Origin of the sequence: Luteibacter sp. Sphag1AF, from assembly GCF_014192715.1 — a bacterium.
Classification (GTDB): domain Bacteria; phylum Pseudomonadota; class Gammaproteobacteria; order Xanthomonadales; family Rhodanobacteraceae; genus Luteibacter.
Genome location: NZ_JACHYH010000002.1, coordinates 388,143 through 402,579 on the forward strand (window position 1 = coordinate 388,143; position 14,437 = coordinate 402,579).

The window sequence follows — 14,437 nt, forward strand, 5'->3', positions numbered from 1 at the left end:
AAAAAGAAAAGGCGGATCAGAAACCGAGGCCGGACTTCTGTGCCTGCGAATGCGCCATGAGCGACGCCATCACGGCCTTCTGCACGTGCAGACGGTTCTCTGCCTCGTCGATGGCGATGCACGCCGGCGAATCCATGACGGCATCGGTCGCCTTGACGTTACGGCGGAGCGGCAGGCAGTGGCTGAACAGACCGTTGTTGGTGAGCGCCATCTTGGCCTCGTCAACAATGAAGTGCCTGTTGGCCTCGCGGATGGCCTTCTCTTCGTCCCAGCGGCCGAAGAACGGGATCGCGCCCCAGCTCTTCGCGTAGATGACGTCGGCATCGCGGTAGGACGCTTCGATGTCATGAGACACCTTCAGCGAGCCGCCGTTTTCACGCGCGTTGGCCTTCGCAAATTCCATGTAGCGCTCGTCGAGCACATAGTCCGGCGTGGGACACAGGAGGGTGACGTCCATGCCCATCTTCGTCGCGATCATCAGCGCCGAGTTGGCCACGGCGGTGTTCAGCGGCTTGGGGTGGTACGTCCAGGTGAGAACGTATTTGCGGTTCTGCAAATTGCCCAGGTGCTCTTTCAGCGCCAGCGCGTGGGCCAGCTCCTGGCACGGGTGAGTGATCGTTTCCAGATTGATGACCGGTACCGTCGCGTAGTGGGCAAAGGCCTTCAGCACCTTGTCTTCGCGGTCGACCGACCAGTCCACGAACTTCGGGAAGGCGCGTACGGCAATGATGTCCACATAGCGCGACAGCACACGCGCCACTTCGGCAATGTGCTCTTCGGTATCACCGTCCATCACGCTGCCCACCTCGAACTCGATGGGCCATGCGTCCTTGCCCGGCGACAGCACGATGGCGTGACCGCCCAGTTGGAACGCCCCTAGCTCAAAGCTGGTGCGCGTGCGCATGGAGGGGTTGAAAAACATCAGCGCGATGGACTTGCCGGCCAGCTGGTGGCCTGCGGGCGAACGCTTGAACTCAGCGGCCTGCTCCAGCAGGGCGTCGATCTCGGCGCGGCTGTAATCCTGGGTGGAGAGGAAATGGCGAACGGTCATGGCAATCCAGTTCGGAGCGAAAAGTGGAAGGGAAGATCACGAAACCCGGAAACAAAAAAACCCGGCACGTGGCCGGGTTTTTAGTCGATACGTATGAATCGCGCGCGACAGCCTACCCGGCCATGTGTCCGATGTACGGTCGACGAGCACGCGAGGTCATTCCTGCGGCCATGCGGGCGCTGGTAAGGACATTCGCGGTGTAGACAGCGGTGGACACAAGGAGGGCCTTGGGAAGCTATGAGTCGGCATCATGCCGACAATTGGTGCGTCGCGCAACAATAAACCGCCGCCCCGGAAGGCGGCGGTTTGTGGGGTCAGTCGGCCGGGGCCACGCTGACGCGAACCCGGAGGCGCTCGCCCGGATCGTAATTCAGACGGGAAACATACACTTCGCCGCGATACCGATATTCCACATCATATCCGGCGATGCGGCGCTGTTCCGAGATGGAACTGACGTCGCGGCAGCGGGTTTCCGTGCCCTGGTAGACCCGATCGTCGCCACGGCTGACGTTGTTGCCGACCGCACCGCCCGCCACGGCGCCGATCACCGTGGCGGCCTTGCGACCGTCGCCCTTGCCGACCGTGTTGCCGAGGACGCCACCTACAACGGCGCCCAGAATGGTGCCGGCGGTGCTGCCACTGCTCTGCTCACGGCGCACGACGGGCTGGTCGTAGCATTCCTGGCGCGGGGTCTCGACACGCGACACACCGTAGACCGGATCGACGCGCAGAACGTCGGCCCACCCGAAATGGGTGTTGTCGTCCTGCTGGGGAGGAGGCGGATAACGACCGTCTTGCGCGCTGGCGCCAGTGGCGACAAACGCGAGAAGGAATGCGGGAATGAGCAGGCGGGACATGTAGTGCGACCTCCGAAGGCGCGTTTCTTGCAGCGCTATAACTTGCATTTCACCAAGTTCACGCTGAATCCACGCTTAGAAATTCCCGGGCGAGCCCTCAAAAGCGTGTCAACCAAATGCCCGGATGTGCGTGGGAACTGTGGAAATGCCGCGCGCGGGCCTTGACTGGCTTGGTAATATCGGGGACTGGCCGATAACGGACTCCCGATGGCGATTTCGCTCTACAACACCCTGACCCGCCGCACCGAGGCGTTCTCCCCGCAGGACCCGGATCGGGTGACCATGTATGTCTGTGGACCCACGGTCTACAGCTACATCCACATCGGCAATGCCCGGCCTCCGGTGGTCTTCGACGTGCTGGCGCGCCTGCTGCGCCGCCATTACCCGAACGTGGTCTACGCGCGGAACATCACGGACGTGGACGACAAGATCAACGCCGCCGCTCATGCGAAGGGCGTGCCGATCTCCGAGATCACTGACCGTTTTGCCAGCGCCTACCGCGAGGACATGGCCGGCCTGGGCGTGGCTCCGCCCGACATTGAGCCGCATGCCACGGACCACATTGCGCAGATCATCGACATGATCGGACGGCTTCTGGCCAGCGGCCATGCGTATGCCGCCGAGGGCCATGTGCTGTTCGACGTGGCCTCCTACGCGCAATACGGTCAGCTGTCGGGCCGTGACCCGGACGAATTGCTGGCCGGTGCCCGCGTGGAAGTGGCGCCGTACAAGAAGAACCCTGGTGATTTCGTGCTCTGGAAGCCTTCTGATGACACCACCCCGGGCTGGGAAAGTCCCTGGGGTCGGGGCCGTCCGGGCTGGCACATCGAGTGCTCGGCCATGTCCGAGGCGCACCTGGGCGAGACCATCGACATTCATGCCGGCGGGGTCGACCTGACCTTCCCGCACCACGAAAACGAAATCGCCCAGAGCACCTGCGCCCACGGCGGCAAAGTGTTCGCACGCTATTGGCTGCACAACGGCATGTTGACCTTCGACGGACGCAAGATGTCCAAGTCCGTTGGCAACGTGCTCCAGTTGCACGAGCTGCTGCGCCAGCACCCGGCCGAGGCACTGCGCCTGATGCTGCTGCGAGGTCATTATCGCCAGCCGCTGGACTGGTCCGACAGCGCCATGACCCAGTCCGTACGCACGCTGGACGGCTGGTACGGCGTCCTGCGCGACATGGCCGACGTGGAAGTCGGCACCCTGCCCGTGCCGACGGTCGTGGAAGAAGCACTCTGCGATGACCTCAACACCCCCCAGGCGCTCGCTGAAATCTCGCAGCTGGCCGACGCTGCCCGTCAGGCCAGCGGCCCGGATGCCCGGCGTGAGGCCAAGGCGGCCCTGCTGGGCGGTGCCGCCTTGCTCGGCCTGCTTCAGCAGAACCCCGAAGCGTGGTTCAAGCAGGCCAGCGACGGTTCCGAGGTGGATGCCGATGCCATCGAGGCGCTGCTGGAAGAACGCCGCCAGGCCCGGGCCAACCGCGACTTCGCCCGCTCCGATGCCATCCGCGACGAGCTGAAGGCACGCGGCATCCTGATCGAGGACGGTGCCCAGGGCACGCGCTGGAGTGTGGTAAAAGCATGAGCCAGCCACAGGAAAGCACCGCCGCCGAGGCCCAGGCCGCCATCGCGGAGGAGTTCGCGTTCTTCGGAGACTGGACCGAGCGCTACCAGTACCTGATTGACCTTGGCCGCCAGCTGGCCCCGTTCCCCGAAGAGTGGAAAAGCGAGGACTACCGCGTCCATGGCTGCCAGTCGATGGTGTGGCTGGTGCCGGGCGGCGACGCCTCGCGCATGCATTTCGATGCCACCAGCGATTCGGCCATCGTATCGGGCCTGATCGCCCTGGTGCTGCGGGTCTATTCCGACCGCTCTGCCCGGGAAATCGTGGATACCGAGCCCACCTTCATCCAGACCATTGGCCTGGCCAAGCACCTGTCCCCCACCCGCTCCAACGGTCTGGCGGCCATGCTGGTCAAGCTGAAGGCACATGCGGCTGCGGCGCTGGCCTGAAGGGATCGCGAGCAAGTCCCCACAAGGCGGCCAACCGCCGCGCCACAAAAAAGCCCCGCGCAAGCGGGGCTCCTCGTCTCACGGACAAGCGACCAATCAGTCGCCCATCTGCTTCTGCAGGTGCTCGCGACGCTCCTGGGCATCCAGGGACAGCGTGGCGATGGGACGGGCGTCGAGACGGTCAACGCCGATCTCTTCGTCGGTTTCTTCGCAGTAACCGTAGCGGCCTTCTTCGATGCGGCGCAGGGCCTTGTCGATCTTGGAAATCAGCTTGCGGTAACGGTCGCGGGTGCGAAGTTCGAGGGAGTTCTCGGTTTCGCGGGTAGCGCGCTCGGCTTCGTCGCCAACATCACGAACTTCCTCGCGGAGGTTGTCCATGGTCTGACGCGATTCCTCAACAAGCTGATCGCGCCAGTCGCGAAGCTTGTTGCGGAAATAAGCGAGGTGACGGGGATTCATGTATTCCTCGTCGGCCGACGGGCGGTAGCCGGTCGGAAGCTCGATCTGCGTCGTGGCCGGCAGCGCGTAGCGGCCGTCTTCGCGAGTTACGCCGTTATCGGCGGTTTGGGAGGCAAGGCTATTCATTCGTGATTGCGTGGACTTTTCGTTCTTGGATGAAGAGCGGCTGGACACCGCGGACGCTGTCCGGGGTGCCGCGGCGGCAACGGCGGATGCTGTACGACCCTCGGCGGGCTTTACGGCATCTTGCACGACAGCGGATGGTTTCGCTGCAGGTGCGGAACCCGCTTTGGACGAGGCAGCTGCCTTGACCGGGGCGGTATTCCTGGAAACGGATGCTACGGGTGTCTTCGTGACAGGCTTGGTAGCCGCAACCGGTGTTTTGGCTGCCGGTTTGGTAACAACTGGCCTGGCTGGCGCTTTCTTCGCCGGGGCGGGGGCCGCGACTTTGGCTACCGGCTTGGGCCTGGCAACGACGGCGGCTTTTTTCGCCGGCGTTTTCTTTGCCGGAGCTTTGGCCACCACGGATTTGGCGGGTGTGGGCTTTTTCGGCACTGCCTTGGCCGGCGCCGCCTTTTTCACGGCCGCCTTGGTGGCGACGGGCCTGGCGGGTGCCTTCGCTGTCGGCTTCACGGCCTTGGTCGATTTCACTGCCTTGGCAGCAGCACGAACCGGCGACTTCGATGTGGATGTGACGCTCTTCCCCCCGGAAGCGGCCGTCCGGCCTTTTTTCGCGTCACCGGTCTTCACCCCGCCTTTTCCGGCGGCTGCTTTGGCTACTGCGGAACTACGAGCGGTTTTCGCCATATCCTTCACCTTAGTGGCCGTGGCGGCGGGGTGTTATAGCCCAGATGTGTTACCCCAGCAACCCGTCTTCTGGAATACTTATAACCCTTAAAGGTTGCCGGCACCCTGCCCGGCCGATGCCGGATATCGTGACCCGCCTCCTCATTTACCTTCTTTCCCTCTACAAGCGCTGGCTCAGCCCACTGCTGGGACAACGCTGCCGGTTCCATCCGTCCTGTTCCGATTATGCACGCGTAGCCATCGCGCGTTTCGGTCCCGCACGCGGCATTGTCCTGACTGGCTGGCGCCTGATGCGCTGCCAACCGCTTTGCGAGGGCGGAGAAGACCCCGTCCCCCACACCTTCGTCCTGCGCCGCTGTGGCGCTCAAGGAGCACATTCGCATGACTGACGCCTGGCTGTTCAAGAACGCTGAAATGATCAACGAGGGCCGCCGCTGGACTGGTGACCTGCGCGTACGCGATGGAAAAATCGCGACTATCGGCACAGATCTGCAAAAGGAGGGTGACGAGCAGGTGATCGACGCGTCAGGCCTGTGGCTGATGCCGGGAATGATCGACGACCAGGTGCACTTCCGCGAACCGGGCCTCACGGCGAAAGCCGACATTCACAGCGAATCGCGCGCCTGTGCGGCGGGTGGCATCACCAGCTACATGGAAATGCCCAACACCAAGCCGCCTGCGCTTGATCGTGACTCGCTCGAAGCCAAGTACACCCGCGCCGCTGAAACCTCGGCGGTGAATTACGCCTTCTACCTGGGCGCCAGCAACGACAACCTGGAAGCCATCCGCACGCTGGACCCGAAGTCCGCGCCGGGCGTGAAGGTGTTCATGGGCGCATCCACCGGCAACATGCTGGTCGACAACCCCGAAACCCTCGACGCCATCTTCCGCGATGTGCCCACGCCGATCATCACGCACTGCGAAGACACGCCGATGATCGACGCCAATCTGGCCAGGGCGCACGAGGTCTACGGCGACGACATTCCCGCCCGCGAGCACCCGCTGATCCGTTCGCGCGAGGCATGCATCAAATCCACCCGCCTGGCCATCGCGCTCGCGAAAAAGCACGGCACGCGCCTGCACGTGCTGCACATCTCCACCGCCGACGAGCTGGCTCTGTTTGAGCCGGGCCCCATCGAGGGCAAGAAGATCACGGCCGAAACCTGCGTGCACTTCCTGCACTTCGATGATCGCGACTACGAAAAGCAGGGTTTTCTCATCAAGTGCAATCCGGCCATCAAGACCTCCGATGACCGCGAGCGCATCACCGCTGCGCTGGCCGAAGGCCGCCTGGACGTGCTGGCCACCGATCACGCGCCGCATCTGCTGGAAGAGAAAGAACAGAAATACGACAAGGCTCCCTCTGGCCTGCCGCTGGTGCAGTTCGCCTTGCAGGCCGCGCTGGAGCGCGTGTTTGAAGGCAAGCTCACGCTTGAGCGCGTGGTGGAAGCGGTATGTCACGCGCCGGCCAAGCTTTTCGACGTGGACAAGCGCGGCTTCCTGCGCGAAGGCTACGCCGCGGATCTGGTGCTGGTCGATCCGAAGAAATCGCACACGGTCACCCGCGAAGAAGTGCTGTCCAAGTGTGGCTGGTCGCCATTTGAAGGCCATACCTTCCAGGCCAGCATCGCCTCGACCTTCGTCAACGGCCAGCGCGTGTGGGACGGCAAGACCGTGAACGATGCCGTGCGCGGCCAGCGTCTGGCGTTCGACCGTTGATCCGTCGAATTACCGCTTCGCTGCTTGCTCTGGCTGCCTGCGCTGTTGCGCAGGCAGCCGACCTGCCCACCTCGCTGTCGCAGGGTGGACTGGTCATTGCACACGCCGACCCGGGCTCGAAGGTCACCGTGGGGGGCAAACTGGTGCGCGTGGGCGAAGACGGCACGTTCGTGTTTGGTGCCGGTCGTGATGAGGTCGGGCCGCTGGTCGTCGTCATTCGCTCGGCATCGGGACAGTCGCAAACACAGCGACTGTTCGTCACACCGCGCGAGTGGCCGGTAGAACGCGTGGAAGGCGTCCCTGCAAAAACCGTGAATCCTCCGCCGGAGATCGCGGCACGCATCAAGCGCGAGCAGGCTCTGGTTACCGCTGCGCGCAATCGCGACGACGACCGGGAAGATTTCACCCACGGATTCATCTGGCCCGTACAGGGTCGCATCAGTGGGCGCTTCGGCAACCAGCGCATTTACAACGGCGATCCGAAAGCGCCGCACTCGGGCATGGATATCGCGGTGCCGCAGGGCACGCCAGTGAAGGCACCGGCCGCAGGCATCGTGACGTTCGCCGCACCGGATCTGTACCTGACAGGCGGCACCATCCTGCTGGATCACGGCTTCGGCCTGACCTCCAACTTCCTGCATCTGTCACGGCTGGACGTGAAAGTCGGGCAGCGTGTCACGCAGGGGCAGGTCATCGGCGCAGCAGGCATGACGGGGCGGGCCACCGGGCCGCATGTGCACTGGGGCTTCAACTGGTTCGGCACCCGCCTGGACCCGTTGCTGCTGCCGGGCATCGCTCCTCCGTAGCGAGAGCGAACCCTGTGGGAGCGAATCCGCTCCCACAGCTCGAATCAGCGCGCCTTGCTGGCGAAAGCCACCGCATCATGCGGATGCAGGCTTTCGTGGTGCGCGATGCGTACGTGGAAGTCAGCGATGCGTGCGTCCTCTTCCAGCGTTTTCTGGATACGACGTGCCGCATCTTCGCAGAACATCAGGTTGCCCCCGTTGGCCAGCGCGAAAGCCTGCTCGTCTTCACGCTTCACAGCCGTCTGCACAGGCGTGCCCAGCGCGGACTCCACGCGGTCGATCATGTCGATCAGCGGGAAACCTTCCTCGCTGGCCGGACGAACACGCAACGTGGCGGTACTGCGCTGTGCATGCGGCGTGGCCACGATGCCCTGCTCGCTGCCCAGCCACTTCAGGATGGTGTCGCGATCCAGCGCCGCTTCCGCCGGGAAGTTCTGCGCAAACCGATCCTGGATCAGCTGACGCGACAGCGCAGCGGATGCCGGGCACGTCGATGAATAGACCACGTCGGTGGTGATTTCCAGCGAGAAGCGCTCGCCCGCCAATGTGGCATCCAGGGTGATCGGGTAAGCACGCCAGCCGCTGTTGTCGCTGCGCAAGGCACGACGACGCACCAGGTGCTCGAAGCGGATGGTGATGCGGGCGTGATCGGACAACCCCTCATGCGATGCGAGGAATGCCTGCAACAGCGTTTTCAGGCCCGCAGGGGTGACCGGGCCGGCGGACAGGTACTGTTCCACCAGCAGGTACAGGCGCGACATGTGGATGCCACGCGCTTCGGGACGGACCAGATTGACCCATGCGCCCACTCGCGCGCTCGTCCCGCGGACGTCGCCGTCCCCGGCGTCGAAAGCGACGGGCATTTCCATGCCGTCCATGCCTACCCAGTCGAGCGTGCCGATGGCCAGCGCGTGTTCCTGCGAGGCCACATCAGGCATGAGACGGGGGGCGGAGTCGTGGATGTACATATCAGGTCCTGATTCTTGCCGGCCTTCGTGCCGGTCTGCGTCACCGTTATGGGGCCTTCCCCCGGTGGCTCAATGGTGCGGCGGTGGAAACGCTGCGTTCACGACTGCCGTCGGCTGTCCCGGGCGGAGCGCCAGGCACGGAACGCGGTGACCGGCCCCGTGCGCGACTGGCCCTTGTGAAGCTCCAGCATCGGATCGCCAGCACGCGATGCCGTGGCGGCGATGGCGCGGGCCGTGCGACCCTCAAGGCCGCGAAACACGCTCAGGGGCCCGGCCAGCGCCAGGGCCTCACGCAGGGCTCCGGCAAGATCGCCAAGCTGCCCACGCATCGCCTCGCGCCTCTCAGGCGTGTCGGTCTTCAACTGCTGACGGCTGACCCCATGCCGGGCCAGGCGCGACATGGGCAGCGGCAGCCGCTCGTGATCGGCATCCAGTTCCAGACGTGACAGCGAAAACAGCAGGTGCGACAACGTGGCAATGCGCGCGGCACGCTCCGTGGGCGCTTCGGCGCCATACCACCAGGCTGTTTCCAGCCCGGCCAGCGCGCCGTGCATGCCGCGTGCGGCCGCAATCTGCGCCGGGAAATCCGATGCGGTGCCCTGGTCAATCTGGGCCATGGCAGCAAGCACGGGAGCCAGCCAGCGGTCTGCCGGCACACGCGCAGCGCGCTCGCTGGCCCACAAGGCCTTGGTCAGCGGATGGCGACCGCCGCTGGCCGGCGCACCGGAAAGCTCTTCCGCCCACCAGTTGAGTTTCGCGGCAGCTACGTGCGGCTCGCGGATGCCGTACGCCGAAGCGATCAGTTCCTGCTCCAGCGCTGCCAGAGCAACGTGGGCGTCGCGCTCGGCGGGCTCCACGAAAGGCAGCGCAATCCGCTGCTGCGGCTGCACGGCCAGCCATTTGTCCACGTAGCTGGAGATGGCGCCCTCGTTCACGCAGCAACCCCGACAAGACCAAGCAACGCGGCCAGTTCGGCGGGCGAGTCGACTACGATGTCCGCTCCCCAGCTGTCCGGGTCGCCGCCATCGAGGTAGCCCCAGCGGACAGCGACGGTGTAAAGGCCTGCCGCCGCGCCTGCCTGCACGTCGCGACGATCATCGCCCACAAACACGCAGCGGGCCGGGTCCACTCCTGCGCGCGCGCAGGCGAGCAGCACGGGCGCGGGATCAGGCTTCTTCACCGGCAACGTATCGCCGGAAATCACGGCGGCCGTGTTCCAGTGCGGCACCAGACGCGGGAGCAGCGCATCGGTGAGGAAACCGGGCTTGTTGGTCACCACGCCCCACACAATGCCCCGAGCGTCCAGCCCTTCCAGCAGAGCCGGAATGCCGTCGAAGGCCACGGTGTGCGTGGCCATGGAAGCCTCGTAGATTTCCAGATAGCGCGGCACGCGTGCGAGCAGCGCGGCATCGTCGGCTTCGGGGAAGGCGCACGACAGCACGGCGCGCGAGCCGCGCGACACGACTTCGCGAACCGGCGCATACGGGGGCGGTTCCACGCCCTCTTCCGCGCACTGGATCAACAGCGCGCCGTAAAGGTCCGGCGCGCTGTCCAGCAGCGTGCCGTCGAGATCGAAGAAGACGCCAGCAGGCGTGAAAGGCAGCGTGCTCATGCCAGCTTCCGGGCGCTCAGCACGTAGTTGACGGCAGTGTTGCCGGTGAGGCGTGCGTTGCGGGTCAGCGGGTTGTACGCCAGTCCCTGGATGTCTTCCAGCTCAAGATTGAAACGACGGAGCATGCCGGCGATTTCAGATGGCTTGAGGAATTGCGCGTAGTGATGCGTGCCACGCGGCAGCAGGCGCATGAGGTACTCGGCGCCGACAATCGCTGCGCCAAACGCGGCGGGCGTGCGGTTCAGCGTGGACAGGAACAACTGGCCGCCGGGCTTGAGCATCACCGACAGATCGCGGATCAGCGCAGCCGGATCGGGCACGTGCTCGATCATTTCCATGCAGCAGACCACGTCGAACGATGCCGGTTCGGTTTCGGCCAGTTCCGTGGAAGACTGAACGCGATAGTCGACGCTGAGATTCGATTCGAACAGATGCAGCTTCGCAATTTCGATGAGCTTGGCGCCCAGATCAATCGCCGTGACGTTGCCACCCGCACGCGCCAGCGCTTCGCTGAGAAGGCCCCCGCCGCAGCCCACGTCCACCACGCGCGCACCGCGCAGGTTGGCGCGACCGGACACGTAGGCGGCACGCACGGGATTGAGGTCGTGCAGCGGACGGGACTCGCCGTCCGGGTCCCACCAGCGGGAAGCGAGTTTTTCAAAGCGCGCGATTTCTTCGGCGCTGACATTGGCATTGGCTTGCATGGTGACCACCTCGGGAGGCAGGGAACGGCGACGCGTCAGCGCGTCTGCCATTCGTGAATCGTGAGTACCGACGATGCGGTGATGTGAAGCGGGTCCGATTCGACCAGCGCCGTCGCCGTGGCCAGGTCCGGGGCGCGCAGCAGGTACGCGCCACCGGTGCCATCGGCGAACGGCCCGGTGAGGTCGATCAGGCCCTGTACGGTCAGGTCGTCAATGAAGGCACGATGCGCCTGTCCCGCTTCCGGATCAAACTGCGGCGTGCGCATCGCGAGCACGAGGTAACGATTCAGCGGCACGGTCGTCATTGGACGTCTCCAGCAGCAATGATGTCGCGCCACCGGCGCGCCTTCGCGCGAATGCCATCCACATCCACATCGACCAGCACGTTGCCGGCCAGCTTGCGCTTGCCGTCGATCCACACATCGCTGACCTGATGGCGACCGGTGGAATAAACAAGCTGCGAGGCCACGTGATACAGCGGCTGGGTTTCCAGGTCGTCCAGACGAATCGCGGCCAGATCGGCGCGCTTGCCCACTTCGATGGAACCCACCCGGTCGCCAAGGCCCATGGCCATGGCGCCATTGAGCGTGGCGGCACGCAGTGCGAAAGCGGCATCGAATGCTGCCGCATCGCTAGCCACAGCCTTCGCCAGAAGGGCCGCCGTACGCATTTCGCCAAACATGTCCAGATCGTTGTTGGACGCACAGCCGTCCGTACCGATGGCAACGTTGACGCCCGCAGCGCGCAGCTTTTCAGCCGGGCAGAAGCCGGAGGCGAGCTTGAGGTTCGACTCCGGGCAATGCACCACGGATACGCCCGCCGCCGCGCACATGGCGATTTCGCCATCGGTCAGCTGGGTCATGTGCACGGCAATCAGCCGTTCGTTGATGATGCCAAGACGCTGCAGACGCTCCAGCGGACGCATGCCGTGGTCGCGGATGCTTTCTTCCACTTCCTGCGCCGTTTCATGCGTATGCAGATGAACGGGGATGTCCCACTGAGCGGACTGTTCGCGAATCCGCTCGAAACTCTCGTCCGACACGGTATAGGGCGCATGCGGCACGAACGAGGTGGTGATCAGCGAATCACCCTTCAGATCGTGGTGAACCTGTTCGGCGCGCGCGAAATATTCATCGCGCGTCTTCGCCCAGGGGCTCGGGAATTCGATGACCGGCAGGCCCACCACCGCACGGAAGCCCATGCTCTGGTAGGTCGATGCGATCACGTCGGGAAAGAAGTAATTTTCGTTGGCGCAGGTGGTGCCGCCACGGATCATTTCCGCCACGGCCAGTTCCACGCCATCGCGAATGAACTCAGGCCCCATGACACGGCCTTCGGCCGGCCAGATGTGCTGCTGCAACCAGGTCATCAGCGGCAGATCGTCCGCCAGCCCGCGCATCAGCGTCATCGGGTTGTGCGTGTGCGCGTTGATGAGACCCGGAATCAGGGCGTGCTCGGCAAGCTCCACGCGCTCGCGAGGCGTGTACAGCGTGCGTGCTTCGCTGATGGGCACGATGGCGACGATATTGCCCTCATGGATGGCCACCGCGTGATCGTCGAGCACCACGGCGTGCGGTTCGACCGGGACGACCCAGCGTGCTTCGATCAGCAGGTCGATGACGGTTGGACTCGGATTCATGCGCGCCTCGGGGAAAGGGGGAAAAGTGCCGGAGCCCGGTAGAGCCCGATAAAAAATCGGCACGGCGCCTGTGGGGCAGCCGTGCCGATCAATGCATCGAATAACAGCGGCTTACTTGACGCGGCTGTCGTATTCGCCGGTACGGGTATCGACCTTGATGACTTCGTCCTGATTGACGAACAGCGGCACGCGAACCACCGCGCCGGTTTCCAGCGTGGCCGGCTTGCCGCCACCGCCAGAGGTATCACCACGCACGCCCGGGTCGGTCTCGCTGATCTTCAGCTCAACGAACTTCGGCGGCTGCACGCTGATGATGTTGCCGTTGAACAGGGTGATCACGCACTCTTCGTCGCCCTTGAGCCACTTCCAGGCATCGCCCATGGCGGCCAGGCTGGCGCGGTATTGCTCGAACGTCTCGGAGTGCATGAAGATCCACTCCCGATCGTTGCCCAGACCTTCCACGTACGAGAAGGAGGCGTCGGTATCGACGGCATCGGCTTCCTCGAACGAGTCGCTGGATTTCAGCGTCTGCTCGGTGGTGCGGCCATCTTTCAGGTTGCGGATGCGAATGCGGGTGAACGCCTGGCCCTTGCCCGGCTTGACGAACTCGGCTTCGGTGATGACCCACGGGTCACCGTTATGAAGGATCTTCTTGCCCGTTTTGACATCATTGAGGCCAAGGGTCGCCATGCGTTGTGTGCTCCAGAGGTAAATCCGCCGCGTTCGGCGGTTAAAATAGGGGAGTTACGGGCCCGATGGCCCGCCCCAAGGCCGCCAATGATAACCGCAAGCCCCAGCGCCCGCCTATCTCGCCCCGACTGGCGCGAGGCGTGGCGCGCCGCCATCACCGATCCGGTTCAATTGCTGGACCTCGTCGGCTTGCCGGAACTGGCTTCCCGGCTGCCCGCAGACAACGCCGGTTTCGCGCTGCGCGTGCCCCGGGGCTTCGCCGCCCGGATGCGCCGTGGCGACCCGCGGGACCCCCTGCTACTCCAGGTCTTGCCCCAGCTGGCCGAACTGGACGTCGTGGAGGGGTTCGTCCGCGATGCGGTGGGCGACATGGACGCCAAGACTGCCCACGGCATTCTTCACAAATATGACGGCCGCGCGCTCCTGATCGCCAGTGGCAGCTGCGCCATCAATTGCCGCTACTGCTTCCGCCGCCACTTCCCGTATGGCGACGAGATCGCCGCCGCCGGCCAGTGGCGCGACGCGCTGGAGCACGTGCGCAACGACAGCTCCATCAACGAACTGATTCTCTCCGGCGGCGACCCGCTGGCACTCACCACGCGCAAGCTGGCCGAACTGACCGATGGCCTGAAAAATGTGCCGCACGTCACACGACTGCGTATTCACAGCCGCCTGCCGGTGGTGCTTCCCGAGCGCATCGACGACGAACTGATCGACTGGCTGGCCAGTCTGCCGCTGCAAAAAGTGCTGGTGCTGCACGTCAATCACGCACGTGAATTCGATGCCAGCGTGGATGACGCCTGCCGTCGCCTGCGCGATGCGGGCGTTACGCTGCTCAATCAGGCCGTGCTGCTGGCCGGCATCAATGACGATGTCACGGCACAGGCGGACCTTGCCGAGCGCGGTTTCGCCGCCGGCGTGCTGCCTTACTACCTGCATCAGCTCGACAAAGTGGCCGGTGCTGCGCATTTTGAAGTGCCTGACGAGCGCGCTACCGAGCTGATGATCGAGCTGCGCAATGCCCTTCCCGGCTACCTGGTTCCGCGTCTTGTGCGCGAAGTCGCAGGCGAGCCGTCCAAACGCCCCGTTGCCTCCCGGGCGCGCTAG

At 64.4% G+C, this 14,437-nt stretch carries 17 protein-coding genes; 7 read left to right on the forward strand and 10 right to left on the reverse strand.

From position 1 onward, the window contains the following. Positions 1–16 precede the first annotated feature (16 nt). On the reverse strand, positions 17–1,051 hold the full coding sequence (locus tag FHW69_RS08795) for an N-acetylornithine carbamoyltransferase (protein WP_183422664.1): 1,035 nt from the start codon (positions 1,049–1,051) through the stop codon (positions 17–19). Positions 1,052–1,365: 314 nt separating this feature from the next. After that, positions 1,366–1,908 (reverse strand): glycine zipper 2TM domain-containing protein, encoded by a 543-nt coding sequence (locus tag FHW69_RS08800; RefSeq protein WP_183422665.1) that lies wholly within the window; start codon positions 1,906–1,908, stop codon positions 1,366–1,368. 207 nt (positions 1,909–2,115) lie between these two features. Between FHW69_RS08800 and cysS the strand changes: the two genes are divergently transcribed. Further along, positions 2,116–3,498, forward strand: a complete 1,383-nt coding sequence (cysS, locus tag FHW69_RS08805) for a cysteine--tRNA ligase (RefSeq protein ID WP_183422666.1) — start codon at positions 2,116–2,118, stop codon at positions 3,496–3,498. Next, positions 3,495–3,926 (forward strand): SufE family protein, encoded by a 432-nt coding sequence (locus tag FHW69_RS08810; RefSeq protein WP_183422667.1) that lies wholly within the window; start codon positions 3,495–3,497, stop codon positions 3,924–3,926. The genes cysS and FHW69_RS08810 overlap by 4 nt, the downstream gene beginning before the upstream one ends. Positions 3,927–4,022: 96 nt before the next feature. Here the strand turns inward: FHW69_RS08810 and dksA are convergent, their stop codons facing one another. Then, entirely contained in the window at positions 4,023–4,511 is a 489-nt protein-coding gene (gene dksA / locus FHW69_RS08815) for an RNA polymerase-binding protein DksA (protein ID WP_183422668.1), read from the reverse strand. Between the two features lie 163 nt (positions 4,512–4,674). Between dksA and FHW69_RS08820 the strand changes: the two genes are divergently transcribed. From FHW69_RS08820 to FHW69_RS08835, 4 genes are read left to right on the forward strand one after another with little or no spacing between them, the layout of a single operon-like run. Further along, entirely contained in the window at positions 4,675–5,283 is a 609-nt protein-coding gene (locus FHW69_RS08820) for a hypothetical protein (RefSeq protein ID WP_183422669.1), read from the forward strand. Between the two features lie 25 nt (positions 5,284–5,308). Next, a complete protein-coding gene (yidD, locus tag FHW69_RS08825) occupies positions 5,309–5,581 on the forward strand; it encodes a membrane protein insertion efficiency factor YidD (RefSeq protein ID WP_183422670.1) in 273 nt (90 codons plus the stop codon). Beyond that, positions 5,574–6,911, forward strand: coding sequence for a dihydroorotase (locus tag FHW69_RS08830; protein WP_183422671.1), 1,338 nt, complete (start codon positions 5,574–5,576; stop codon positions 6,909–6,911). Before yidD ends, FHW69_RS08830 begins: the two co-directional genes overlap by 8 nt. 8 nt (positions 6,912–6,919) lie before the next feature. Next, the gene (locus tag FHW69_RS08835; protein ID WP_343204003.1) at positions 6,920–7,717 is read left to right on the forward strand and encodes a M23 family metallopeptidase; all 798 of its coding nucleotides are present in this window, start codon (positions 6,920–6,922) and stop codon (positions 7,715–7,717) included. Between the two features lie 44 nt (positions 7,718–7,761). Here FHW69_RS08835 and folE2 read toward each other — a convergent pair whose 3' ends face one another. The 7 genes from folE2 to efp all read right to left on the reverse strand — a co-directional run bounded on the left by folE2 (position 7,762) and on the right by efp (position 13,330). Beyond that, positions 7,762–8,685 carry a GTP cyclohydrolase FolE2 gene (gene folE2 / locus FHW69_RS08840; RefSeq protein ID WP_183422673.1) on the reverse strand — a complete coding sequence of 308 codons (924 nt, stop codon included), beginning with the start codon at positions 8,683–8,685 and terminating at the stop codon, positions 7,762–7,764. Between the two features lie 98 nt (positions 8,686–8,783). After that, positions 8,784–9,620, reverse strand: coding sequence for a squalene/phytoene synthase family protein (locus FHW69_RS08845; RefSeq protein WP_183422674.1), 837 nt, complete (start codon positions 9,618–9,620; stop codon positions 8,784–8,786). Beyond that, a complete protein-coding gene (locus FHW69_RS08850) occupies positions 9,617–10,297 on the reverse strand; it encodes an HAD-IA family hydrolase (protein WP_183422675.1) in 681 nt (226 codons plus the stop codon). The genes FHW69_RS08845 and FHW69_RS08850 overlap by 4 nt, the downstream gene beginning before the upstream one ends. Further along, complete coding sequence (gene ubiG / locus FHW69_RS08855) at positions 10,294–11,001, reverse strand: bifunctional 2-polyprenyl-6-hydroxyphenol methylase/3-demethylubiquinol 3-O-methyltransferase UbiG (RefSeq protein ID WP_183422810.1); 708 nt, start codon at positions 10,999–11,001, stop codon at positions 10,294–10,296. The genes FHW69_RS08850 and ubiG overlap by 4 nt, the downstream gene beginning before the upstream one ends. Before the next feature lie 35 nt (positions 11,002–11,036). Beyond that, positions 11,037–11,306: a YciI family protein gene (locus FHW69_RS08860; protein WP_183422676.1), complete on the reverse strand. Its 270-nt coding sequence runs from the start codon at positions 11,304–11,306 to the stop codon at positions 11,037–11,039. Next, positions 11,303–12,640, reverse strand: coding sequence for a TRZ/ATZ family hydrolase (locus FHW69_RS08865; protein WP_183422677.1), 1,338 nt, complete (start codon positions 12,638–12,640; stop codon positions 11,303–11,305). Before FHW69_RS08865 ends, FHW69_RS08860 begins: the two co-directional genes overlap by 4 nt. A gap of 111 nt (positions 12,641–12,751) precedes the next feature. Beyond that, positions 12,752–13,330, reverse strand: a complete 579-nt coding sequence (gene efp / locus FHW69_RS08870) for an elongation factor P (RefSeq protein ID WP_183422678.1) — start codon at positions 13,328–13,330, stop codon at positions 12,752–12,754. Between the two features lie 87 nt (positions 13,331–13,417). On the opposite strand from efp, the gene epmB reads away from it, so the two are divergent. Continuing rightward, the gene (gene epmB, locus FHW69_RS08875; RefSeq protein ID WP_183422679.1) at positions 13,418–14,437 is read left to right on the forward strand and encodes an EF-P beta-lysylation protein EpmB; all 1,020 of its coding nucleotides are present in this window, start codon (positions 13,418–13,420) and stop codon (positions 14,435–14,437) included.